Source organism: Pseudomonas sp. FP1762 (assembly GCF_030687105.1).
GTDB classification, from domain to species: domain Bacteria; phylum Pseudomonadota; class Gammaproteobacteria; order Pseudomonadales; family Pseudomonadaceae; genus Aquipseudomonas; species Aquipseudomonas siliginis.
Map to the genome: position 1 here is coordinate 4,288,757 of NZ_CP117458.1, position 23,171 is coordinate 4,311,927.

At 59.7% G+C, this 23,171-nt stretch carries 25 protein-coding genes; 3 read left to right on the forward strand and 22 right to left on the reverse strand.

All coding sequences use genetic code 11. The annotated features are described in order from the left end of the window. Window positions 1-58: 58 nt before the first annotated feature. From PSH90_RS19010 to PSH90_RS19050, 9 genes are all read right to left on the reverse strand, one after another. Window positions 59-1,369, reverse strand: a complete 1,311-nt coding sequence (locus PSH90_RS19010) for an MFS transporter (RefSeq protein WP_305381295.1) — start codon at window positions 1,367-1,369, stop codon at window positions 59-61. A gap of 177 nt (window positions 1,370-1,546) precedes the next feature. Then, window positions 1,547-2,695, reverse strand: coding sequence for a galactonate dehydratase (gene dgoD, locus PSH90_RS19015; protein WP_016770960.1), 1,149 nt, complete (start codon window positions 2,693-2,695; stop codon window positions 1,547-1,549). A gap of 61 nt (window positions 2,696-2,756) precedes the next feature. Beyond that, window positions 2,757-3,377: a 2-dehydro-3-deoxy-6-phosphogalactonate aldolase gene (locus tag PSH90_RS19020; protein ID WP_095182255.1), complete on the reverse strand. Its 621-nt coding sequence runs from the start codon at window positions 3,375-3,377 to the stop codon at window positions 2,757-2,759. 19 nt (window positions 3,378-3,396) lie between these two features. Then, window positions 3,397-4,386 carry a 2-dehydro-3-deoxygalactonokinase gene (locus tag PSH90_RS19025; protein ID WP_056788285.1) on the reverse strand — a complete coding sequence of 330 codons (990 nt, stop codon included), beginning with the start codon at window positions 4,384-4,386 and terminating at the stop codon, window positions 3,397-3,399. Between the two features lie 295 nt (window positions 4,387-4,681). After that, window positions 4,682-5,128: a hypothetical protein gene (locus PSH90_RS19030; RefSeq protein WP_236168413.1), complete on the reverse strand. Its 447-nt coding sequence runs from the start codon at window positions 5,126-5,128 to the stop codon at window positions 4,682-4,684. 56 nt (window positions 5,129-5,184) lie between these two features. Beyond that, entirely contained in the window at window positions 5,185-5,919 is a 735-nt protein-coding gene (locus tag PSH90_RS19035) for an alpha/beta hydrolase (protein ID WP_252868078.1), read from the reverse strand. Window positions 5,920-5,925: 6 nt separating this feature from the next. Continuing rightward, a complete protein-coding gene (locus PSH90_RS19040; protein ID WP_305381296.1) occupies window positions 5,926-6,420 on the reverse strand; it encodes a PAAR domain-containing protein in 495 nt (164 codons plus the stop codon). Next, window positions 6,417-7,079, reverse strand: a complete 663-nt coding sequence (locus PSH90_RS19045) for a hypothetical protein (RefSeq protein ID WP_150637661.1) — start codon at window positions 7,077-7,079, stop codon at window positions 6,417-6,419. The genes PSH90_RS19040 and PSH90_RS19045 overlap by 4 nt, the downstream gene beginning before the upstream one ends. A gap of 159 nt (window positions 7,080-7,238) precedes the next feature. Beyond that, on the reverse strand, window positions 7,239-7,718 hold the full coding sequence (locus PSH90_RS19050; protein ID WP_305381297.1) for a GNAT family N-acetyltransferase: 480 nt from the start codon (window positions 7,716-7,718) through the stop codon (window positions 7,239-7,241). Between the two features lie 386 nt (window positions 7,719-8,104). Between PSH90_RS19050 and PSH90_RS19055 the strand changes: the two genes are divergently transcribed. The 3 genes from PSH90_RS19055 (at window position 8,105) to PSH90_RS19065 (ending at window position 9,193) form a co-directional block, all read left to right on the forward strand. Continuing rightward, window positions 8,105-8,449 carry a hypothetical protein gene (locus tag PSH90_RS19055; protein ID WP_076563793.1) on the forward strand — a complete coding sequence of 115 codons (345 nt, stop codon included), beginning with the start codon at window positions 8,105-8,107 and terminating at the stop codon, window positions 8,447-8,449. 44 nt (window positions 8,450-8,493) lie between these two features. Continuing rightward, window positions 8,494-8,751: a hypothetical protein gene (locus PSH90_RS19060; RefSeq protein WP_076563794.1), complete on the forward strand. Its 258-nt coding sequence runs from the start codon at window positions 8,494-8,496 to the stop codon at window positions 8,749-8,751. Window positions 8,752-8,812: 61 nt separating this feature from the next. Continuing rightward, the gene (locus PSH90_RS19065; RefSeq protein ID WP_305381299.1) at window positions 8,813-9,193 is read left to right on the forward strand and encodes a Rho termination factor N-terminal domain-containing protein; all 381 of its coding nucleotides are present in this window, start codon (window positions 8,813-8,815) and stop codon (window positions 9,191-9,193) included. Between the two features lie 145 nt (window positions 9,194-9,338). Here the strand turns inward: PSH90_RS19065 and PSH90_RS19070 are convergent, their stop codons facing one another. From PSH90_RS19070 to PSH90_RS19130, 13 genes are all read right to left on the reverse strand, one after another. Beyond that, window positions 9,339-10,268 (reverse strand): PfkB family carbohydrate kinase, encoded by a 930-nt coding sequence (locus PSH90_RS19070; protein ID WP_305381301.1) that lies wholly within the window; start codon window positions 10,266-10,268, stop codon window positions 9,339-9,341. Next, a complete protein-coding gene (locus tag PSH90_RS19075) occupies window positions 10,261-11,727 on the reverse strand; it encodes a cytosine permease (RefSeq protein ID WP_305381303.1) in 1,467 nt (488 codons plus the stop codon). Before PSH90_RS19075 ends, PSH90_RS19070 begins: the two co-directional genes overlap by 8 nt. Window positions 11,728-11,929: 202 nt before the next feature. Further along, window positions 11,930-12,928 (reverse strand): ADP-ribosylglycohydrolase family protein, encoded by a 999-nt coding sequence (locus PSH90_RS19080; protein ID WP_252886636.1) that lies wholly within the window; start codon window positions 12,926-12,928, stop codon window positions 11,930-11,932. Further along, the gene (locus tag PSH90_RS19085) at window positions 12,925-13,638 is read right to left on the reverse strand and encodes a GntR family transcriptional regulator (RefSeq protein ID WP_016770970.1); all 714 of its coding nucleotides are present in this window, start codon (window positions 13,636-13,638) and stop codon (window positions 12,925-12,927) included. The genes PSH90_RS19080 and PSH90_RS19085 overlap by 4 nt, the downstream gene beginning before the upstream one ends. Before the next feature lie 403 nt (window positions 13,639-14,041). Next, window positions 14,042-15,010 carry an L-arabinose ABC transporter permease AraH gene (gene araH, locus PSH90_RS19090; protein ID WP_056788625.1) on the reverse strand — a complete coding sequence of 323 codons (969 nt, stop codon included), beginning with the start codon at window positions 15,008-15,010 and terminating at the stop codon, window positions 14,042-14,044. Between the two features lie 12 nt (window positions 15,011-15,022). Continuing rightward, a complete protein-coding gene (gene araG, locus PSH90_RS19095; protein ID WP_236168407.1) occupies window positions 15,023-16,570 on the reverse strand; it encodes an L-arabinose ABC transporter ATP-binding protein AraG in 1,548 nt (515 codons plus the stop codon). Window positions 16,571-16,623: 53 nt separating this feature from the next. Further along, on the reverse strand, window positions 16,624-17,628 hold the full coding sequence (locus PSH90_RS19100; protein WP_056788271.1) for a substrate-binding domain-containing protein: 1,005 nt from the start codon (window positions 17,626-17,628) through the stop codon (window positions 16,624-16,626). A gap of 137 nt (window positions 17,629-17,765) precedes the next feature. Next, on the reverse strand, window positions 17,766-18,584 hold the full coding sequence (locus PSH90_RS19105) for an SDR family oxidoreductase (protein WP_305381305.1): 819 nt from the start codon (window positions 18,582-18,584) through the stop codon (window positions 17,766-17,768). A gap of 270 nt (window positions 18,585-18,854) precedes the next feature. Continuing rightward, complete coding sequence (locus PSH90_RS19110) at window positions 18,855-19,730, reverse strand: SMP-30/gluconolactonase/LRE family protein (protein ID WP_305381306.1); 876 nt, start codon at window positions 19,728-19,730, stop codon at window positions 18,855-18,857. A 134-nt stretch (window positions 19,731-19,864) separates the two neighbouring features. Next, the gene (locus PSH90_RS19115; protein WP_041479437.1) at window positions 19,865-20,581 is read right to left on the reverse strand and encodes a FadR/GntR family transcriptional regulator; all 717 of its coding nucleotides are present in this window, start codon (window positions 20,579-20,581) and stop codon (window positions 19,865-19,867) included. 192 nt (window positions 20,582-20,773) lie between these two features. Next, window positions 20,774-21,334 (reverse strand): DUF1285 domain-containing protein, encoded by a 561-nt coding sequence (locus tag PSH90_RS19120; protein WP_305381307.1) that lies wholly within the window; start codon window positions 21,332-21,334, stop codon window positions 20,774-20,776. Between the two features lie 14 nt (window positions 21,335-21,348). After that, entirely contained in the window at window positions 21,349-21,954 is a 606-nt protein-coding gene (locus tag PSH90_RS19125; protein WP_016770979.1) for a DUF4823 domain-containing protein, read from the reverse strand. A gap of 166 nt (window positions 21,955-22,120) precedes the next feature. After that, the gene (locus tag PSH90_RS19130; protein ID WP_076563802.1) at window positions 22,121-23,089 is read right to left on the reverse strand and encodes a GTP 3',8-cyclase MoaA; all 969 of its coding nucleotides are present in this window, start codon (window positions 23,087-23,089) and stop codon (window positions 22,121-22,123) included. Window positions 23,090-23,171: the final 82 nt, after the last annotated feature.

Sequence of the window (23,171 nt, forward strand, 5' to 3'; positions counted from 1 at the left end):
CAGCCTTTTACCGTTGAGCGAAGGAACGGGCGGCATTATGGTCGCCCGACGCAGAGCACTACAACTCGATACGCTCGACCTTGCCCACCAGCAGCACGTAGGACAAGGCACCGACCAGCGCGAGCACCGCGATGTAGGTGATCGCCGGCGCGAACGAATCACCGCTGGCGAGGAAGCCGATCACGATCGGCGTAGCAATCGCCGAAAGATTGCCGATGAAGTTGAACACGCCACCGGTCAGGCCGAGCAAACGCGCCGGCGCTAGCGTCGAGACCAGCGACCAGGTGATCGACGCCAGCCCGTTGCCGAAAAATGCCAGGGCGAGGAATGCAATCACCAGCGGCGTCGACTCGACAAAGTTGGCGCCGATGATCGAAGTCGAAATCAGCAGCCCGCCAATGATCGGCAACTTGCGTGCGAAGCCCACGGTGTAGCCGCGCCGGATCAGGAAGTCGGAAAAGAATCCCGAGCACAACACGCCGACGAACGCGGCGAGAAACGGCAGCGATGCAAGCAGGCCGGACTTGATGAAGTCCATGCCGCGGTATTTCACCAGATAGGTCGGGAACCAGGTGAGGAAGAACCACAGCGTCGAGTTCAGACAGAACTGGCCGAGGTAAATGCCCCACAACTTGCGTTTGCTGAGGACGATGCCGAGATCGGTCCAGCTGAATTTGGCTTTGACCTTGGCCGCCTCGGCCTGGATATCGACCAGCCCGCCGCCTTCGCGGATCAGGTCGATTTCCGCCTGGTTAGTGCCTTTGAAATCGCGCGGCTCGCGATACACCGCGTACCAGATCAGCGCCCAGAGAATGCCCACCGCGCCGGTGGCGACGAACACCATGTGCCAGCCGAATTCATGTTGCAGCCACGCCAGCACCGGGGTCAGGAAAGCCAGACCGACAAACTGTCCGGAAGTGTAGAAACCGATCGCCGTGGCGCGCTCGCGCTCAGGGAACCAAGTGGTGACCACGCGGCTGTTGATCGGATAGGCCGGCGCTTCCAGCGCACCGACGGCCATGCGCAGCGCGAACAGGGCGATGAAGCTGCTGACGAAACCGAGCATCACCGTGGCCACCGACCACAGCAGCAGCGCGACGCTGTAAAGGATGCGCGGCGGCACGCGATCGACCAGCCAGCCGCCGGGGATCTGCATGGCAGCGTAAGTCCAGCCGAAGGCGGAGAAGATCAGACCGACGTGAACCGGATCGATGCCCAGCTCACTGGTCAGCGCCGGCGCGGCAATCGACAGGTTGCTGCGGTCCAGGTAGTTGATGACCACGGTGATGAACAGCAACACCATGATGAAAAATCGCTTGCGGCTAGGCGTGACTAAAGACGCCTGCCCGGAGAGGGTATGCGTTTGCATGAGGAGAGCCTCTTTTTATGTTTGTTGAGGTCATGACGCAGATCTCCTCTCCCTGGAGATCAAACTGTGGGAGCGAGCCTGCTCGCGAAAGCGTCGGGTCAGTCACATGGATGGCGGATGTGACATTGCATTCGCGAGCAGGCTCGCTCCCACAGGGATCAGTGCTGAATCAGGAGATCACCACTCGGCAAAGCTGCCATCGGCATGACGCCAGATCGGGTTGCGCCAGCGGTGGCCGACGGCGGCGCGTTCGATCACGTATTCCTCGTTGATCTCGATGCCCAGCCCCGGGCCGTTCGGAATCTTCACGAAGCCTTGGTCGTAGTCGAACACGCGCGGATCCTTCACATAGTCGAGCAAGTCGTTGCTCTCGTTGTAATGGATGCCCAGGCTCTGCTCTTGGATAAACGCGTTGTAACAAGCCGCGTCGAGTTGCAAACAGGCAGCCAGCGCGATCGGTCCCAGCGGGCAATGCAGCGCCAGCGCGACGTCGTAGGCTTCGGCCATGTTGGCGATCTTGCGGGTTTCGGTGATGCCGCCAGCGTGGGAGGCATCCGGCTGGATAATGTCGACGTAGCCTTCGCTCAACACCCGTTTAAAGTCCCAGCGCGAGAACAGCCGCTCGCCGAGGGCAATCGGCGTGCTGGTCAGCGGCGCCAGTTCTTTCAATGCTTCGTAGTTTTCGCTGAGCACCGGTTCTTCGATGAACATCAGTTTGTACGGGTCGAGCTCCTTCATCAGCACCTTGGCCATCGGCTTGTGCACGCGGCCGTGGAAATCGACGCCGATACCGACGTTCGGCCCCACCGCATCACGCACGGCGGCAACGTTGGCCAAGGCGAGGTCGACTTTCTCGAAAGTGTCGAGGAACTGCAGTTCTTCGGTGCCGTTCATTTTTACCGCAGTGAAACCACGGCTCACTGCTTCTTTCGCCGCACGCGCGGTGTCGGCCGGACGGTCGCCGCCGATCCACGAATACACACGAATCTTGTCGCGCACCTGGCCACCGAGCAGATCGCTGACCGACACGCCGAGGGCCTTGCCCTTGATGTCCCACAGCGCTTGGTCGATACCGGCCAGCGCGCTCATGTGAATCGCGCCGCCACGGTAGAAGCCACCGCGATAGAGCACGGTCCAGATGTCTTCGATATTGCGTGGGTCTTTGCCGATCAGGTAGTCGGACAATTCTTCCACCGCAGCAGCTACGGTATGCGCGCGCCCTTCGACCACAGGCTCGCCCCAACCGGTCACGCCCTCGTCGGTTTCGACCTTGAGGAAGCACCAGCGCGGCGGAACGATGAAGGTCGTGAGTTTGGTGATTTTCATCTCTGCTCTCTTTTGTAAATGCAGCTTTTATTAGATGCAGCGCACACAGCGCCAAAAAGTCTTAACGCAGGGCTTTCCAGGCAGCCACGTAGGCCTTGGCATTGACCGCCACCTGCTCGGGCGTCATGCCCGGTTTGAACAGACCGGAACCGAGGCCGAAACCTTTCACACCGGCATCGATAAAGGCCTGCATGTTGTCCGGTGTGATCCCGCCGACCGGCGCCAGCACCGTGCCGGCTGGCAACACCGCCAGCCAGGCCTTGACGACCGCCGGGTTCATTTGTTCGGCCGGAAACAGCTTGAGAATGTCCGCGCCCTCAGCCAGTGCGGCGAAGGCTTCGGTCGGCGTGGCCACACCCGGCGACAGGAACAGCCCCGCCGCTTTCGCCGCGCGCAATACCTTGGCATCGCTGTGCGGCATGACGATCACTTGGCCGCCAGCCGCTTTGACCTGCTCGACCTGCTCGGGGCTGAGCACCGTGCCGGCACCGATCAGGCAATCGGCGGGCAGCGCATCACGCAGGATGCGGATGCTTTCGTACGGCGATGGGGAATTGAGCGGTACTTCGATGACGCGAAATCCGGCGGAATACAGGACTTCTCCGACAGCCGCCGCTTCCTGCGGTTGCAGGCCACGCAGAATCGCGATCAGACCGTTTTGTGCCAGTGCTTGCTTGAGCATGTCAGGCCTCCAGTCAGGGTTAACGGGATGAGGAATCGATCAGTCCGGCGGCACGCGCCAGTTGCCACAGGCCACGCTCGGTCGCCTGCTCGGCCAGCGTTACCCGAGCAAAGCCGCAGGCATCGAGCGCGCGTTGATAGCGTGCGCACAGAAGCGCATTGCCGATGAGCACGATCGCTGGAAGATTCGCTTGATTGCGCCGGCGCCGCTGCACATTGGCGAGCGCGGCCAGCTCATGGCCGATCATCAGACCGGACAGATAATCCGCCTGAGCGCTCGGGCTCAGTTCACCGGTCAGGCCGAGGGTACGGGCGCTGAACAAGGTCGACAGCACACCTAACTCGGCATCTGTCGACAGCGCGATTTGCACGCCGCGATCGAACGCCTGCGCATCGAAGGTCGCGCTCGGTTGTTGGGTACGGCCGAGAATGCTGTGCTCGCTGAGCACGGCAAACACTTCGCCGGTCATGAACGTGTCGAAATGGGTGATGCGGCCATCGACCACCTCCACCCACTTCGAATGGCTGCCGGGCAGGCCGATCAGCAGGTCGTTACCTGCCTCGGCCGGCAGACTTTGCAGCACGCCGAGGACTTGGGTTTCTTCGCCGCGCATTACATTCGGCAGACGCGAACGCTGGATCACGCCCGGGACGATATGCACCGGCGTACCGCGCAGACTGACAACGGTTTGTAGGGAATTTCCGAGATGGGCGACGTCCGCCGGCGTCTCGCAGTAAGCCGCTTCGCGCCAGCCCTGCGCACTGCCGACCATGCCGCAAGCGATCACCGGCAGATCCGGCTGCGCATCGAGCCAGTCACCACAGGCCTCGTCGAAGGCCAGTTCAAAACCATCGGCGCATTCACGGCCGTGGATGATTCGCGGGGTCTTGGGCAACTGCATGATCCCGGACGACAGCGCACGCTGCTCCAGCACCACACCGTCCGCCGCGAGTTTGTAAGCACGTAATGAGGTCGTCCCCCAATCGAGCGCGATCAATTGCGCCTGCATCGCTTCACCTGTTTTGTTTTTGGCAGTGAGTGCGACGGACTATAAACCCGGGCGGGCTAAAATCTCAATATATAAATATCAATCCCATATTTTGGGATTAGCGCAAGTGGCAAGCTTGTCTTGTCGCGGGTACAAATCGTGCTCCGTAAGGATCAACGGAGAAAAAGCCAAGGTATTAAGGATTCTCTGCGAAAGGCGCTGCATGCATCTGCTCAGCGGACATTGAAAGGCGGCAGAGGAGCAATCGAGATCAGGCTCCCTCCCGCCAGAAAAGGAGCCTGGATGAATGAAGGATTCACTCCCTGTTGATAGCTCGCGCCAGGTCGGCAGTTGGCACACGCATGATTTGGGAAAAATACGTTTTGTAAGGAGTCGTATGAACGCGGAACACGCAGGAAATAAACCGTCTGTTCGTAAACCAACGATTGAGCACCGGCCCCTCCGGAAAGATTTCCGCGCCCTTTTCGCCAGTCGACTCTCTGAAAATCACGTCGGCTTTGTACTCGTTTGCAGCGCCACTCTCATCGCGCTCAACAAGGCCAAAACCGGAGCGTTTTATCTGGTGCCCAACAGAAAAGTCCACATCATCATCCACAGTACATACCAACCCTTGGCTTATATGTGATGTGAACAACTCGAGTAATTCCACATCGGCGAGAAAGTGAACCTGATAGATTCCGGTGTCTTCCAACTCATCAACACCGGAATAAAAAAGCTTCGCAGCCGGCTTTTCGTGATTCATTGAACATCCAGAACATATGACCAATAAACCCATCAAAAAAAATCGAGACACGATGTTCATTCCTTGAAAAAACTCAAGACCGACTCGTTAAAAATCTGACGAGCAGTCTTGCCGTTATCCAACGGCCGCAAATACATAATATTTGCATCCGCATGATTCACATCTACGCGCCCCATTACATTAGGCCCGGTAGAAACCTCCCATTGTTCACCAAAACTAGCAACCGTATCTGATACGTTCGTTATCTTCGGCGCAGCGCGAATATTAACCCAGTACTGAGCCTTGGGCTTGGGTGGCAACCGGTAGATATTGGAAATACCCCAGACCATTACACCTTCGCCAACCGGATCGATGGTCAATAACATTCTCACTGTATAGCCCTTCTCCGTGAGAGTGGCTGAAAGGTGGGCGCCATTCCAGCCTCCCAGACTATGACCCACAATGTACACAGCGGTTGAGCAGTCAGGGATCTTCGCCAGTACCTTTTCAGATAGGTCTTTATCGCTAATGAAATCATTATAGCCAAGAGGCCACGACTCAAATTTTCCCACAGGAAATTTCAACGCCTTGGCATCTCTGATAAAGATTTCGCGCACCGCGTCGACATTATTATTTGGCCCACTGAAGTAATAACTTTCCTGGTCTCCAGCACCACCAATAAAAAAAACCACAAAATTCCGCAGAGATATGGCCACCTGCTTATTGGTCTGATCGGTCTTGCATGTAAGTGTATGTGCTTTGACTTCCCTTTTCGCATGAGGTACTTCAGTAGGTGCATTGACTTCGGACATAAGCAATCATTCCACGAATAGTTTGATGGTTTCTGCCACGTGCGAACTGACCATATGAGTGAATCCGTTCGCATCAGTAACACCGTGTTCCTCACTTCCGTCGCCTCGTTGAATGGTGTAGGCGTGATAAGGCACTGGCTGTCCAGTCGCATCATTCGTCACTTGCAACCTGTCAGTGAAATGCACCGGCATCGGCAACAGCCCACTAAATGCGGCCCCTCCCCCACTTTGGCCGATGATCACCGTGCCCGAGCCACCGATCACGACATTGCCATGCCCACCAGTGCTATCGAGCATCGCGGCATTCAGGCCGTTAATGAAAACAGTGCCGGAGACCGCTCCGGTGATAGGGCTGCCACACGCTGATTTATCGGTCATGCGTGCAGCAGCGAGGCCGTCGAAGAATACGTCCGGCGAGCCGGAGACAATCGGGTTGGTGCCGTGACCTGGCAGTGGGCAGGCGGTTGGGTCGGTGACGCGAGCTGCGGGTTTACCACTCAATTCAAAGCTCCTTGCTTAAGGGGTGCCGGGGATGGCTGATAGATGTCGATGTCGGTCGCGGCAAAGCGCCAGCGATTATCGACCGGGTCGAACAGAGCATGACAATGCTCACGGCTTTCAGGTGATGTCGCGGTTTGTATGGCACGCCAGGCTTCGTTGGCTTGCCAACTCAACTCGGCAGGCGTTGCATCATCAAGTTCGTTGAGCCAGGCGTTGTAGTTGCGCAGGTGATTGCGCTCGAAAGTCGATTGCAGCAACTCGACCATTTCCACGCCAAGGTCCAGATGATGCCTGGAGGTCCAGCGCCCCACTTCGGAGTAGACGTGCCAGCCCATCGGGATCAACGCACCGTTTTTCAACAGAGAATGGCCGGCGAGAGCGACGAAGCCGCAACAGATGTGCAGCATCAGCCAGCCTTGATGGGCGTCGATAATCGCTGTGGGATCAAAGGTTCTCAGCGCTACCACGCGGTAGTCGCCAAGGTCGGCACTGCGCGTCATCAACTCGGCGTCGAGCCGCGACACGAAAGCCCGAATAGCCAGGCCGCCGGGGCGCTGGGCCATGCAGAGAATTTCGACAGCCTGTCGATTGGGGTCGTCAGAAGAGCCGGTAGTTTTCACCAGACCATACAGACGCATAGACGCCTGCAGTCCGCTCATAGCTGGTCACTCATTGACGCAGCGAGGGCTCCAGAGGCGCGGAGAAATTTTGCCAGATGCATTGCAGGTGTCGTCCGTGAGCGCGCAAAAATGGCGCACAGAATGCCGGACCAGAGCGGTGGCGACAACTGAATCAGCAGTAGATTGCCATCATTGTGCTCAGCCCTCGGCAAACTCTAGCAACACCTTGCCATCCATGCGATACCGCACCCATTCCTCCTGCGGTTGTGCGCCGAGAGATTTGTAGAATTCGATGGCTGGGGTGTTCCATTCCAGCACGCTCCATTCGAAGCGGCCGCAGTCGTTGGCGCAGGCGATTTTCGCCAGGTGGCGCAGCAGGGTTTTGCCGGCGCCGCCGCCACGTTGTTCGGGGGTAATGTAGAGGTCTTCGAGGTACAGGCAATTGCTGCCCAGCCACGTTGAATAACTGAAGAAGAACACCGCGAAGCCGATCGGCAAGCCGTCGCGCAGGCAGATCAGGCCATGGGCGGTGGCGCCTTCGCCGAACAGGCTGCGTTCGATGTCGGCGACGCTGGCGATGACTTCGTGACGGGCCTTTTCGAAATCTGCCAGTTCGGTGATGAAGGCGAGGATTTGCGGCGCATCGCTGGGGGTCGCCGGGCGGATTTCGATCGTCATGGACGGGCCTTGTGTGCAAATTAAAGCGCCATACTAAGGCGCGCAGCGGCGCTCGTCACATGGCAAACATACTGACCTGCCCGATCGGGCGAACGCCGTTGCCCCTGTGGGAGCGAGCCTGCTCGCGAATGCGTCCTTCCAGTCAGCCTCGAGTCAACTGACAGAATGCCTTCGCGAGCAGGCTCGCTCCCACAGTTGATAGCGCACATTCTGAAAGGATGCTTATGACCGTTAACTGTTTTGCACCGATGGAAACACTAAAGATTGGCATCGTCTGAACAGCAGCCACGTGACCCCGGAGAAGACCGTTCGTCGATCATCAGGCACCAATCCGTCATCAGGGCTGACCAACCCAGTGTAAGGATTCCAATCACTGGAGAAGCCCTATGATCCCGTCAAGGTTGACCGCTTTAGTCTTCAGCGCCCTGCTCTGCCCTGCGGTGTTCGCCGCCTCGTCTACGGCAGCGGGCACTGGCCCTACCGATCCGACCCCGCCACGCGCGCCCGCCATTAACAGTGCCCCCGGTATGAATACCGATGGTTCCGGCGTGCCGCTGATCAATCAGCCACCCGCCACCGGCACCGATCCGCGCACACAAGGCAGCGATCCGGGCCGTCAGGGTGGCATGAACACGCCTGACTCTCCTGCCACTCCGCCTGACAATGCCGGCCCCGGTGTCGGCTCGAAAACCACCACCGGTGGCTCCGGTTCCGAAGGTGCCGGTCAGTAGTTCGCCGACGCGAGCGCCCTATTCACTCCCATGAAGAGGTAACCATGAACGTCGACAAAGACCTGGAAAAAGAAGTTCTCACCCGCCTGCTGCACGCGCATCCCAACGGCTTGGGCAAGGAGGTGCTGGACAATTACCGGGGCGAGAAAGTCGTGGCCAGCGCCCTCGCCGCCCTGCAGGATCGCGGGCTGATTCACCATGGTCATGTGACCTGCAGCGAAGCGGGCGAACACTCGCTGAACCTGCCGATCAAGCTCAGTTCTGCCGGCGTCGAAGCGGCGCGCAAACTGGATATGCAGTAGTGCCAAGCCGCTCGCCGTCGAAGCGGCGAGCGGCCGGATCCGCAACTTGAGGAGAAATCCCATGCCTCGTGGAAGCAAAGACAAATACACCAGCGAACAGAAGCGCAAAGCCGAGCACATCGAAGACAGCTACGAGAAAAAGGGCGTGTCGAAAGATGAGGCTGAGGCGCGTGCCTGGGCGACGGTGAACAAACAATCCGGCGGTGGCGAGAAGTCCGGTGGCTCGGGGCGCAAGAAGCCCGCAAGTGCCAAGTCGGAAGAGCGCAAAGAGTCATCGCGCCGCGCGGTGGCCAGTCGCAAGGGTCATTCGCGTAACAGCGAAACTTCGAAGGACACGCAGACTGTCGATAGCCTGATGAAGGAAGCCCGGGCGAAGAATATTCCGGGACGCTCTTCGATGCGCAAGCAGGAGTTGATTGAGGCGTTGCGCAAGGCGAGCTAGAACGACGCCCACTGTAGGAGCTGCCGAAGGCTGCGATCTTTTGCTTTTCAAGATCAAAAGATCGCAGCCTTCGGCAGCTCCTACAGAAGATTTGTGTACGACGTAGATCCAATGTGGGAGCGAGCCTGCTCGCGAAGGCTTCGGCTCAATCGCCGCAGTACTGATAGATAAACGCATCCACCTCACCCGCCCCCGGCGATGTCGCCGGCCCCCAGCGAGTCACCGCCAGCGCCGCCGCTGCATTGGCCCGCCGCGCCGCTTCCAGTGCATCCAGCCCCTGCGCCAATCCGGCCACAAACACCCCGGCATGTGCATCACCGGCGCCATTGCTGTCCACTGCTTTGACAGCAAACCCCGGCACTTGTCGACGCTCGCCACGCTGCTGAATCCAGCAACCCTGCGGCCCGTCGCGCACCACCATCAGCACATTTTCCGGCAGCAGCTTCGCGAGCAGATCCATTGCTGCGCCAATTTCATCAGCTCCTGTAAACCGCAGCGCCTCGACACTGTTGCTGGTCCACACATTGATGCGCGGTAGCAACGCCTGCATCATCGGCGCGTCAGGTGACTCCACCAACGGCCCCGGGTCGAACACCACATTGACCGACGCCGGCAGCGCCAGCGTCCAGTCGAGCAACGCCTGCGCCTTGCCCTCGTGCAGCAGACTGTAACCGCTGAGATAAACGTAATCGCCGGGCTCGGCAGCCACACTGTTCAAATCGTCTTCGGTCACCTCGCCTTCAGCGCCGATGTAGGAAATGAAACTGCGTTCAGCCGACGCATCGGTCAGCGCCACGCACAGACCGGTGTCGCGCTCGGCCGGTGCGCGGATGCCGATGCAGATACCTTCCGCCTGCATCGCTTGGCGCGCCAGGTCACCGAAACGCCCCGTGCCATGGCGACCGAGGTAAACCACCGGCAGACCGTTACGCACCGCAGCGGCCATCACGTTGAAACCGCCGCCCGCTTCGAAACCGGCCGACTGCGCCAGCACATCACCGCCAATCTGCGGCAGTTTATCCACGGCCATGACCAGGTCGATGATGACCTGGCCGGTGTGCAACATCTTAGGCATGAGCATTCCCGGGTTGCGCGGCGCGGCGATCTTTCGCACCGCCAAGTATCAGGTAAATGCCACCGGCGACGACGAAGGTCACGATCCAGCCGAGGCCGTTGTGGCCCAGCCAGGAGTCGGACAGCAAGCCCTTGAACCAGACGTTTTCTGCCGTGGTGCCGATGGTGGTGAAGCTGAAACCAAGGACGATAGCGATCGCCCAGGCGCCAAACGCGCGCCACTCGATGCCGCCGCGATACCAGTAGGCGCTGCTCGGGCTGACGTCGAGCAGGTCTTTGGGGCTGTAGTAGTGACGGTGAATCAGATCGACGACGAAAATCCCCACCCATGCGGTGATCGGCACTGCCAGCAGGGAAATGAAGGTAATGAACGGGCCGTAGAAACTGTCGGCGATCAGCATGAAGTAGATCGAGCCGGCGAAGATCGCGACGATATCCACCACTACCGCGTAGACGCGTTTGACCTTGAGGCCCAGGGTCAGCGTGGTCAGGCCGGCGGAGTACACCGACAGGTTGTTCGACAGTAGCAGGCCACCGAACGCGGTGATCAAGTACGGCACGGCCATCCACGTCGGCAGCATGTCGCGGATCGCCACGATCGGGTCAGTCGCCGACGCCAGATCATTGTTGCCCACCGACAACAAGCCGCCGAGGGTGATCAGCAGCACCAGCGGGATCCCTGCGCCGAACGCCGCCGACGCCACCAGGCGCACTGCCTTGACGCTGCGATGCTGATAGCGCGACATGTCAGCACCAGCGTTGGCCCAGCCGATGCCGGTGCCGGCGGCCATGGTGCCGATGCCGATGATCATTGCGCTCAGCGGTGCTGGCGTGGCGTTGAACACCGCACTCCAGTCGATCGTCGCGCAGAGGAAACCACCGACGAGAATGTTCAGCGCACCGAACACATAGGTCGCCCACTTCTGGATCACCAGCAAAGTCGCGTGGCCGAGGCCGGACACCGACAAGGTCAGCAGGACGAAGATGGCGATAAAGATCAGCGTCAGTATCGGCGCACTTTTCGCCTCGACCGGCGAGCCGAACAGGATCGAGCACAGCGACAGCAGGACGAAGGCTGCGGTGGTGGTGTTGACGGTTTCCCAACCCAGACGCGACATCAGCGAAACCAGCGTCGGGCCGATGTTGCCGCGTACGCCGAAGATTGCCCGGGACAGCGTCAGACTCGGCGCGCGGCCACGGCGCCCGGCAATCGAAATGATCCCGACCACGGCAAACGAACCGGCGGCACCGAGGATGGCGACGATGATCGCCTGCCAGATCGCCAGCCCGCGAAACGCCACCAGCGTGGCTCCCAGCGGCAGGCCAAGGATGGAAATATTGGCCGCAAACCAGACCCAGAACAGTTGCAGCGGATGGCCGTTGCACTCGGCTTCCGGCACCGGCTCGATGCCCCGGGTTTCCAGTTGCCCGACGCTTTGCCCGGCGGTTGATGAACTCATGAAGATGCTCCTGTTTGCCTTTTTTGTGGTTGTGGCAATGATGCAAAACGACAAGACAACCGGCCTTCCGAGGCCTGTCTGTGCGATCCATTGCTGTGTGAATTCTTTAGAAATGCGCCGCCCCTTTCGCGAGCAGGCTTGCTCCCACAAGCAAATGCATTCCAATTGTGGGAGCGAGCCTGCTCGCGAAGAGGCCAGCCAGTCAACGCAAGGCCAACAGCCCCTGCACTAACGGTTCCAGCTCAAGTTGATTAACGACTTTCACCGTTTCGATCATCGGCTCCGGCCAGCACTCAAGACCCAGGCAAGCGCCGAGCATGGCGCCGAGAATCGCCGCGATGGTATCCGTGTCGCCGCCCAGGCTGGCAGCCATGCACAACGCTTCGAATGCCGTCATTTCACCGATGGCCACTTGCTGCGCCAGTGCGAATGAAACCACCACCGACTCCTGCGACGCCACCGATGTACCGATCACGTCGTAGAGCAGATCGGCGAGCAGTGCTTTGTCACTGTCGACGCTGATACTGCGCGCCCAACTGATGCGCGAGGCGATGCGCCCGCCAGCGACCCAATGCCCGTGGGCTTCGGCTTGCTGGGCAATCTGCTGGCCAAGATTCAGCGCCTCGCCCAGATCGACGCCATTGATGCCAGCGGAAACCACCGCCGCCACCGCCGCCGCACTGGAAATCCCCAGCGTGGTGTTATGCGTCACCTGGCAAGCCTGCACGACCGCCGCGGTGAAGCGCTGCGGGTCGGCCACATTCGCGGCGATCCCCACCGGGGTGATGCGCATCGCCGCGCCATTGGTGGTGCCGTAGCGCCCGGCTTCTTCCGGGGAATGCCCGGCGAGGATCATTTCAATGGCGCGTTTGGTCGAGGGGCCGAGCAAGTCCTGCGAGCCTTTGGCCTGCATCTCGGCTTCCCATTCGATCAAGCGCTGGGCGAGGACCGCCGGCTCGATACGGCCGTGACCTTCGACCAATAATTCGCCGACCAGGATCGCCTGCTCGGTGTCATCGGTGATCGAGCCTTTGGGCATGTTCGCGGCGATCGGTTGCAAGGGACCTGCGTCCTGCAAATCAGTGATCTGGCCGAAGCGCGCCTTGATCGTTTCACGATCAAGCGACTGCGTCGGCATGCCCAACGCATCACCCAGAGCCAGACCATAGAAAGCGCCAAGCGCACGGTTGAGCGCGGTCATTTCGATTCTCCGAATTGCAGGTGCAGACGAAAGTGCACCGGGTCAAGCAGGCTTTCGACCTGTTCCATGAAACGGTTCTGCCGGTCGTAGGTGGTGCGCAGGGCTTTGAGAAACACCGTGCCGACCGGTCGACCAAGCAGCTCAGCGTCTTCGGCATTCAGCGGCTCGGCGCCGATCCACTGATCGCCGCGCTCACCGATATAGCCGTAGGCGGCCAGGGTGATGGTTAGGGAATTGTCGATCAGGCCGACGCGAGGCAGGCTTTCCAGGCCGCCGTTGGCCGGCATCAAGGATCGTTCCAGAGACACCAGCGTACCGTCGGTGGCGCGCCGGCGACGGTCGAGGGTGATGAATTGATCGGTGCCGAAACGCACCAGCAGATCCGGGCGAGTCACGGCTTCGAGGCGCAACACTTCGGTATTGATCAGCGCCCCGCTGTCGGCCAATGCCTGCGCCCAGCCGCTGCGCTGATCCAGCGCGACACCGTCGAAAGTGACGATGGAACCGACACCGCTCTGCGTGGCGATGTAATTACGCCGCTTCAGTTCGGCCAGCGCCTCACGCAAGGTGCCACGGCTGACCTGGAATTCTTGAGCCAACTGATGTTCGCCGGGCAACAGAAAGCCGTCCTCCATGAGGCCGCTTTCGATGCGTCGGACGAGCTCGTCGACCACCCGTTGTTTCTTGTCGAATCGTACCTGTCTAATCATGTACAAATTGATAACCGAAACGAGGCGTGGCGGGCAACAAAAATTTGAGGGAGGTGACCGGTGGAGAGAGCAAAATCAAGAGCCCCTCACCCTAGCCCTCTCCCGGAGGGAGAGGGAACTGATTGGGGAGTGCTCAGGAAATGCGCCGAAATGATGTTGCTTTAGCGAATCCACAATCGACCCGATATTTCAGGTCGATGTAGAACGCAAGACACCTCGGTCGGCCCCCACTCCCTTTGGGAGAGGGAACTGATTGGGGAGTGCTCAGGAAATGCGCCGAAATGATGTTGCTTCAGCGAATCCACAATCGACCCGAACTTTCAGGTCGATGTAGAACGCAAGACACCTCGGTCGGCCCCCACTCCCTTTGGGAGAGGGCTGGGGTGAGGGGTAGCTTTTGACGTTACCGTTGTTTCAAGCGGTCAATGACCACGGCCAGCAACAGAATCGAACCCCGAATCACATACTGATAAAACGTGTCGATGTTCTTCAGGTTCATCGCATTCTCGATGATCGCCAGAATCAACACCCCGGCAATCACATGACGAATCATGCCGATGCCGCCACTCAACGAAACTCCGCCCAGCACGCAAGCCGAGATCACTGTCAGTTCAAAACCCTGACCAATCATTGGCTGCCCGGAAGTCATCCGCGAGGCCAGAATCACACCCGCCAGCGCGCCGATCACACCGTGCACGGCGAAGATGATGATCTTGGTGCGGTCGACGTTGACGCCCGCCAGCAGCGCCGCTTCCTGGTTGCCACCGATGGCCATGGTGTTGCGCCCATAGGTGGTGTAGTTCAGCAGCCAGCCGAAAAACAGGAAGCAGACAATAGTGATCAGGATCGGCACCGGCACACCGAACAGCTGGCCATTGCCGAAAACAAAGAACGATTCCTGCGAAACGCCGACTGCCTTGCCGTTGGCAAAGATATAGGCCAGGCCGCGCACAATCTGCATGGTCGCCAGCGTTGTAATCAAGGCATTGACGCGCAACTTGGCGATCACGATGCCGTTGATCAGCCCGACGATCAGGCCCATCGCCAACGCCGCGCTGACCCCGAGAAATACACTGTTGGTGTCACGCATTACCACTGCCGCGACCACGCCGGCACAGGCGATCACTGAGCCGACCGAGAGGTCGAAGTGTCCGGATGCCAGGCAATAAAGCATGGTGCACGCGGCGATGCCGGTGGTGGAAATCGCCAGACCCAGGCCACGCATGTTCAGCGGCGAGAGGAAGTTGTCGATCAGCAGTGTGCAGGCGACAAAGATGCCGATCGCCGCCAGCAGCATGACCCAGTCATCGAGGAAGCGCCGCATGTCCAGCGGTTTGCGCTCGGTCGGCAGGGTTTCGTTTTGCGTAGTCATCATAGTCACCTCTCAGTTCGCCACGCCGTCAGCGCGGTGGCGTGGCAAAGCCAGTTGCAGCAGGTTGGATTCATTGGCCTGGTCGCGGCTGACTTCGCCGCGCAGAGCGCCTTCGCACAGCACCAGGATGCGGTCGGAAATGCCCATCACTTCCATCAGATCGCTGGACACCACGATCACCGAAATACCGTCGGCAGCGAGGTTATGAATGATCTGGTAGATCTCGGCCTTGGCGCCGATGTCGATGCCACGGGTCGGTTCGTCGAGCAGCAGGACTTTCATCGGCATCGACAGCCAGCGGCCGAGAATGGCTTTCTGCTGGTTGCCGCCGGAAAGGAACTTGATCTGCTGGCCGGCGTGCGGGGTTTTCACTTTCAGGGCCTTGATCTGCTTGTCAGCATTGCCCTTTTCCCACAGGCCGCGGATCAGGCAGCCGAGCCCGGAATGCGCACCGCGGGCACTGATGTTGATGTTCTCGGCGACGCTGGCCAGGGGGATGATGCCTTCCTTCTTGCGATCTTCCGGGCAGAGCAAAATGCCGGCGGCGATCGCGTCACGCGGCGAGCGCAGTTTCAGCTCATGGCCGCGCAGTTCGAGACGGCCAGCGGTGTTGCGCTCCAGGCCGCTGAGCAGGCGAAACAGCTCGGTGCGCCCTGCCCCGACCAGCCCGAACAGGCCAAGGATTTCGCCCTTGTGCGCTTCGAAACTGATCGGCTCACGCAGGCCCGGGCCGAGCAAACCATCGACCTTCAACGCCACGGCGCCACGCGGGCGATGGCGGTAATCGTAGATATCCTGAATGTCGCGACCGACCATGCAGGTCACCAGTTGATCGTGGGTCAACTGGCTCATGTCGTCGAATGTACGAACGTAGCGGCCGTCCTTGAACACGGTGACGGCGTCGCAAATGCGGAAGACTTCTTCCATGCGATGGGAAACGTAGAGCACCACTTTGCCTTCGTCGCGCAGACGACCGATGATCGCCATCAAGCGATCGATCTCCCGCGCCGAAAGGCTGCTGGTCGGTTCGTCGAAAGCGATGACGTGTGCGCCGCGCGACAGCGCTTTGGCGATTTCCACCAGTTGCCGCTGACCCAGCGACAAGCGTCCGACCTTGGTTTGCGGATCGATTTCGTCCGCCAGACCCTTCAGGCAATTCAAGGCCTTCTGACGCAGCTCACCGCGATTGATCAAGCCGAAACTGGCCGGCAGATGGCCGAGAAACAGGTTCTCGGCCACGGTCATTTCCGGGACCAGATGCAGTTCCTGGTGAATCACCGCGACGCCGCTGCCGATGCTGTCGGCGGTGGACTTGAACGCCATCGCCTGCTCGCCGATCTGCAGTTCGCCGCTGCTTGGGATGTAAGCGCCACCGAGGATTTTCAGCAGGGTCGATTTGCCCGCGCCGTTCTCGCCCATCAAGGCATGAACCTGACCGGGGTGGGCGACGAAGCTGATGCCGTCGAGCGCTTTCACGCCGGGAAAGGTCTTGCCGATCCCGTTGAAGCGCAGGCTGCCGCTGGCGCCGTGTTGTTCTTGTGTCTGTACTTGCGCGTGCATAAAGCCACCTCTTCACACCGAAAAACGGCCCGGCTGCCCGGGCCGTCGCTGCCTCAGTTCCACAAGCCGATTTTTTCCAGCTCTTGCTTGAAGTTTTCGCGGGTGATCAGGGTGACGTCATCCATGGCGGTGTACTTCGGCGGCTCTTTGCCGGCGGTGATCCACTCGTACATCATCTCGGCGGTCTTGTAGCCTTCGATGTGCGGACTTGGCAGCATCGAACCGAAGAAGCCGCTGTTAGGCTTTTTCAACTCGCCGATGGCGTCGGTGCCGTTGATGCCGATGCCGATCACGTTGCTCGCGGCAAAACCGGCCGCTTCGGTGGCGCGCACGCCGCCGAGCACGGTGTTGTCGTTCATGCCGCCGATGATCAGGTTCTTCGCCGCGCTCGGCAGTTTCACCAGCGCCGAGTTGGTGGCGTCCATGCTGCCCGGTACGTCGAGGGTTTTCAGCGCGGCGAAGAGGATGTGGTCCTCCGGCATGCCGGCCTTCTTCAGGGCATCGACCGAACCGTCGGTGCGCTTCTTGCCGGTGTCGAGTTCGTTGTAGGTGTTGACCACCGCGTAGGTGTCTTTCCATTCCCAGTTACGCTTTTTCGCTTCGGCGGCCATCGCGGCGCCCTGCTTCTGGCCCACTTCAAACGCGGCCATGCCCAGGTACGGCACGTCTTCCATGAATTTGCCGTTGGCGTCGACAAAACGGTCGTCGACGGCAATCACTTTCAGGTCATTGATCTTGGCTTTGGCCATGATGGCCGGGCCGAGGGACACGTCCGGCGGGCAGATCACAAAACCCTTGGCGCCGTTGGCGGCCAGGCTGTCGATGGCCGAAAGGGTCTTCTCGCCATCCGGCACGGCGATCTTGATCAGTTCAAAGCCTTTGTCCTTGGCGGCTTTTTCGGCAAAAGCCCATTCGGTCTGGAACCACGGTTCTTCGGCCTGCTTGACCAGAAAACCGATCTTCACCGCGTCGGCGGCGAGCAGCGCACTGCTCAGGCTGAACGCAGTGACCGCCAGGGCAGTGCTGCACAGGGTACGAATCCCGAAACGACGTTTCATCAGATGACTCCTTGTTATTTTTTTTGAGCAAGGTTTGAAAAGCGTTGAAGCGTGTTCTCAGTGAAGCTGTTTGAAAATAGTCATATCGTATGATGATTGGATTTCAAACGTAGTTCAGCGCTGGAAATCCGTTTTATTCAGTCGTGGTACATCACCGAGCGGCCGCCATCGATGGTGATGCACGAAGCATTGATAAACGGTGCCTCATCGCTGGCCAGAAACACCGCCGTCATCGCCACTTCGATCGGCTGGCCGATGCGCTTGGGCGGGTGCAGGTCAAAGGCGCGCTGCCGCTCGGCGTGCGGATCGGCAAAGCCATTCCAGTAATCAACGTTCAGCTGCGTTTCGATGTAGCCCGGCGCGATGGCGTTGACGCGAATGCCTTTGGCCGCGTATTCGATGCCGAGTGCACGGGTCAGGCCGAGCAAGCCGTGCTTGGCCACCGGGTACGGGAAGCAGCCGGGAATGATGTGGCTGGAATGGGTCGAGGCGATGTTGATGATGCTGCCCACGCCCTGCTCGAGCATCTGCGGCAGCACGGCTTTGCAGCCATACCAGGCGCCGTCCAGATCGATGGCGAAGCAGCGGCGCCAGTCCTCTTCGGTCATCTGCAAAGGATCGCGGAACACATTGACCCCGGCGCAGTTGACCAGCACATCGATGCGGCCATGCAATTCCACGGCGCGTCGGGCCAGGGCATGCAGATCCTGCTGATTCGATACGTCGACCTTGAGCGCCTGCACGTCATGGCCCTGATCGCGCCAGTGAGCGGCGACCTGCTCGACCTTGTCGGCCTGGATATCGCTGATGAGTAATCTGGCTTGCTGCGAGGCGAAGGCGGCGACGATGGCTTCGCCGATGCCCTGAGCGGCCCCGGTCAACAGCACGACCTTGTTTTTCAGACGCTCGCCTTTCGGCGGGGCCGACACTTGCGGCAATGTCAGCGCTTCAGCCATGGCTCAGGCCTCCCGCACGCAGGCGCAAAAAAACCGGCCATCGGTGGATGTCCGGTTCTGACGGCTGGGAAAAACAGACAGGCATGCGTCGTCAACGGCATTGAGCCGTGACGAAAGGCGGATCCCGCTGGCGCGGGCAACAAGAATTCGCTGCATCACTTCACCTGTTTTGTTCTTTTTAAGTGTGAGTGCGTGTTACTGCTGGAGCCGACTATAAACCCGACCGCCAAATAATCTCAATATATAATTTTGCATCCCATATTTTGGGATCTAGCCAGCAAAACGCGTACAGAGTTTTCCTGCAACGTCGACGCGCATGCTCAGCACCGCGCCATCCAATGGATGATTCAGTGGACTTTTGGCGCTGGTGATGAATAAGTTTTTCAAGTCTTCGCCACCGAACACGCAACTGGTCGGGCGACTGACCGGCAGATCGATCTTGCGGTCCACCTGCCCGTCCGGCGTCAGGCGCAGCAGGCAACTGCCGTCCCAGCGTGCATTCCACACGTAGCCTTCGGCGTCCATCGCCGAGCCATCGGGACCACCGTGTTGATCGGACGAGTAGAACACCTGCGGAGCATCGAGACTGCCGTCGGTGCGGATGAAATATCGATTGAGCGTGCTGTCGAGACTTTCACCAAACAGCAGCGTGGTGCCGTCGTCACTCCACAGCAGGGTGTTGGGGATGCCCAGGCCGAGCAGCAGCGGTGTGACGCGTTGATCGGGATCGATACGGAACAGGCCGCCGGAACGGCGCGCCAGCGGCAGATCCTCGCCGTGCTCGCCGATGTTGTTCTGCATGGTGCCCAACCACAACCGGCCCAAGGCATCGCAACGGGCTTCGTTGGGGCGGTTGCCCGGTTGCGGGTCGGCGACGCAGAACAGCGTCAAGCGTGGCTCGAGGCCGGGCGAATCGAGATCGAGCCGGTAGACACCACTGCTCAATGTCACCAGCGCATCGCCGCTGGCGCAGGGAATGAAGGCGGAGATGTGCTCGGGCATCTGCCAGATCTGCACGTTCTGACCAATCAGGCGCAACGCTTGTTTACCGGCGATATCGACCCAGTAAAGCGCTTGGGTCGGCGCATCCCAGAACGGGCCTTCGCCGAGTTGCGCGCGGTGTTGGGTCAGGGCGGTGCAGGTCATCTGGAATCCTTCATGTTCTTGTTGTTTCCAATGTGGGAGCGAGCCTGCTCGCGAAGGCGGCGTGTCAGTCAATGATGATGCATCTGACCTGACGCATTCGCGAGCAGGCTCGCTCCCACAGAGAATTTTCGGTCTTAGCTGGCTTTGCGGTCGGCCATGACTTTCGGGTAAAAGCGTTTTATCGCCAGATCGGCATTGTCGATCAAGGTCATGCACGCCCACACGCCACGGGTCGAATCGCGCGCGGCGATGGCATCGGCCATGTCTTTATGGATCGGCAAGGTGCGGCGCAGTTCATCGGGGTCGGCGGCGGAGACTTCGAACGACACCGCCAGTAACGCGCCGAGGGCCGGGACCATTTGTTCGATGAACTGATTATGGCTGGCGGCCAGGATGCATTCGTGGAAAGCCTGGTCGGCACGGTTGTAATCAACGCCGCTGTCGACTGCACGTTCCAGCGCATTGAAAGCCAGTTGTACCGCTTCGATCTGCTCCGGTGTCGCCCGCTCACAGGCCCAGCGCACCGCCATCGGCTCAATGGTGCGGCGCAAATCCAGCAGGTCATCTACGAAGTTTTCCGGCAACCCATTGCGCGATAGCCAACCCACCACCTGCGGATCGAACAGATTCCAGCGCCGTACTGGCAACACCCGCGTGCCGACCTTCGGTCCGACTTCGAGCATGCCTTTGGCGACGAGGGTTTTGATTGCTTCGCGGATCACCGTGCGGCTGACGCCAAGCTGCTCGCCCAGATCCGCCTCGACCTTGATGGTCTGCCCCGGCTTGACCTGACCGGCCGCAATCCAACTGCCCAGCCAGTCAACGGTCGACGCATGAAAGCTGCTGGACATATACACCTCAAGGCGAATCGCGATGGGTGCCTACGCTAATCATCATACGAATAACAGTCAATCGGATTTTTTCAGCTTGCGCAAACCATTGTGGGAGCGAGCCTGCTCGCGAAAGCGTCGTGTCAGTCAACATTGCTGGCGACTTATACAGCGCATTCGCGAGCAGGCTCGCTCCCACATTTTGATGTTGTGTCAGGGTTCCAGGCCGATGCGAAAGAACTCGCCGCCGCTCCACACGCCCAACCAGCGCTGACCATCGATCTCGCGGCTCACCGCCAGTTCCACCAACTGGTAAAACACATTGCGGTGAATCAGCGCTTCAAGGTTGCTGCGCACATGCACATAGGGCGCAGGCTCCTGGGTCTCAGGATCGATCTCGACACGCAGCGGATGCTCAGTCCCCGCTTCGGTGTTTTCCTCGACGTTGGTGGTAAAGCGCAAAACCTGCGCCTCGCCCTCCCCCTCCACGTCAACGGCAACCGCCACGAACGGCGCGTCATCGACCTTGATCCCGACCTTCTCGACCGGGGTGATCAGGAAATAATCATCGCCGTCGCGGCGGATGATGGTGGAGAACAGTTTCACCATCGGCTTGCGCCCGATCGGCGTACCCAGGTAGTACCAGGTGCCGTCACGGGCAATGCGCATGTCGATGTCGCCGCAGAAATCCGGGTTCCACAAATGCACCGGTGGCAGGCCTTTGGTCTTGGGGATCTGCCCCAGCAGGTCATTGGCTGTTTGCGGGTCACTCATGGCGTACTCCTTGATTACTGGTCGCCGATCCCCAGCAGGCTGCGTGCGTATTGCGCCAGCGGCGGACCGATGAGGTCTTCGGGTTTGGAATCATGGAACGTCAGTAAACCGCCACGACTCTTGATCCGTGCAGTATCAATCAAATACTGGGTGCTGGTCTCGATCAACATGATCTGAATCACGCCGCCATCGATACCGAGGCGATCCACGGCTTCCTGGTCCAGCCACTCGTCGGAGTTGCCGATGCGGTCATCAGCCTTGGCGAAACGTGTGTAGAGCAGGTAATGCGCCCCGGCATCACGGGCTTCGCCCATGGCTTGGTCGAGGCCTTCCGGCGCACGGGCGCGGCGGACCATCGGGAAGTATTCGACAAAGCCCTTGAAGGCTTCTTCGGCGACCACGTTCGGCCGTGGATAGGAACCACCCGGTGGCGCGAACGCGCCCTGGGCGATAAAGATGAACGAGTCCGGCTGAATGCGGAGATTGTTCACCCGGCGGCTGTCGCTATGGTCCAGAAGCCCCGCATCGCTCATGTGATAGCGAGTGCCTTCGGCCATATCGCTGACATTCATGCAGCCGCCAAGCGCCAAAACGGCCAGCAGCAAAACCAGGCTACGCATCCTATTCCTCCAGAAGCCGGTGTCGGAAAACCGGCGAATGGCCGTTGAATGCAGCTTTTGCGCCAGCTCGACAAATTCAGTGATAAAGGCATTCGCGAGCAGGCTCGCTCCCACAATTGAAATGCATTCCAAATGTGGGAGCGAGCCTGCTCGCGAAAGCCGTTGTTCAACCGCCAATAATCTTCATGACAGTAGCGCCGCCAGAGAACGCCACCTCCTGTTTGTCACCCAACGCCTTGACCAGCAAACGTTGCAGCGCCGGCAACGCCTGATGACGCGGCTTGTCGAGCAGATCGCCGACATAGTGGCGGTTGCTCGACGACAGGCAGCCATGCAGCCAACCGGTCGATGACAGGCGCAAGCGCGAGCAGGTGCGGCAGAACGGCACGCTTTCGTTGGCGATTACTCCGAAATTGCCGCGACCGGGAATCGCATAGCGCACAGCCGTGGCGTCCACCGGTGCGTCGGTCTGGGCGTATTCATAACGTTCGCCGATCAGGCCGAGCAACTGCTCAAGGCTGACGAACTGCTGCAGGAAGGCATTGGAATCCTTGGCCAGGTGTCCCATGCGCATCAGCTCGATGAAGCGCAGTTCGAAGCCGCGCTCCAGACAGTAATCAAGCAGCGGCATGACCTGATCGAGGTTCTGCCCGCGCAACGGCACCATGTTGACCTTGATCTTCATCCCGGCGGCGGCAGCCTGATCCATGCCATCGAGCACGCTGGCCAGATCGCCGCCACGAGCGATGCTGCGAAACGCAGCGGCATCAAGGGTATCGAGGGAAACGTTGATTCGACGCAGACCGGCATCGACCAGCAGCGGCAGTTTTTTCGCGAGGAGTTGACCATTGGTGGTCAGGCTGATGTCGTCGAGGCCCATCTGGCCGACGGCAGTCATGAACGATTCGAGTTTGGGGCTGACCAGTGGCTCGCCGCCAGTGATGCGCAGGCGCTCGATGCCGGCCGCTTCGATCAGGTATTCGACGCCGCGCGCCATGGCTTCGGCCGACAGCTCATCCTGCGCAGCGACCAACCGCTTGCCGTTGGGCACGCAGTAGGTACAGGCGTAATTGCAGGCAGAGGTCAGGCTGATGCGCAGATTGCGAAAACGCCTGCCTTGACGGTCAACGATCATGAAACACTCCGGCGAAAGAAAATCGAGCGAGCAAAACTTGACTGAGAAATCAGGTTTTAGCAAGCCCTATGCCTGAGTATAT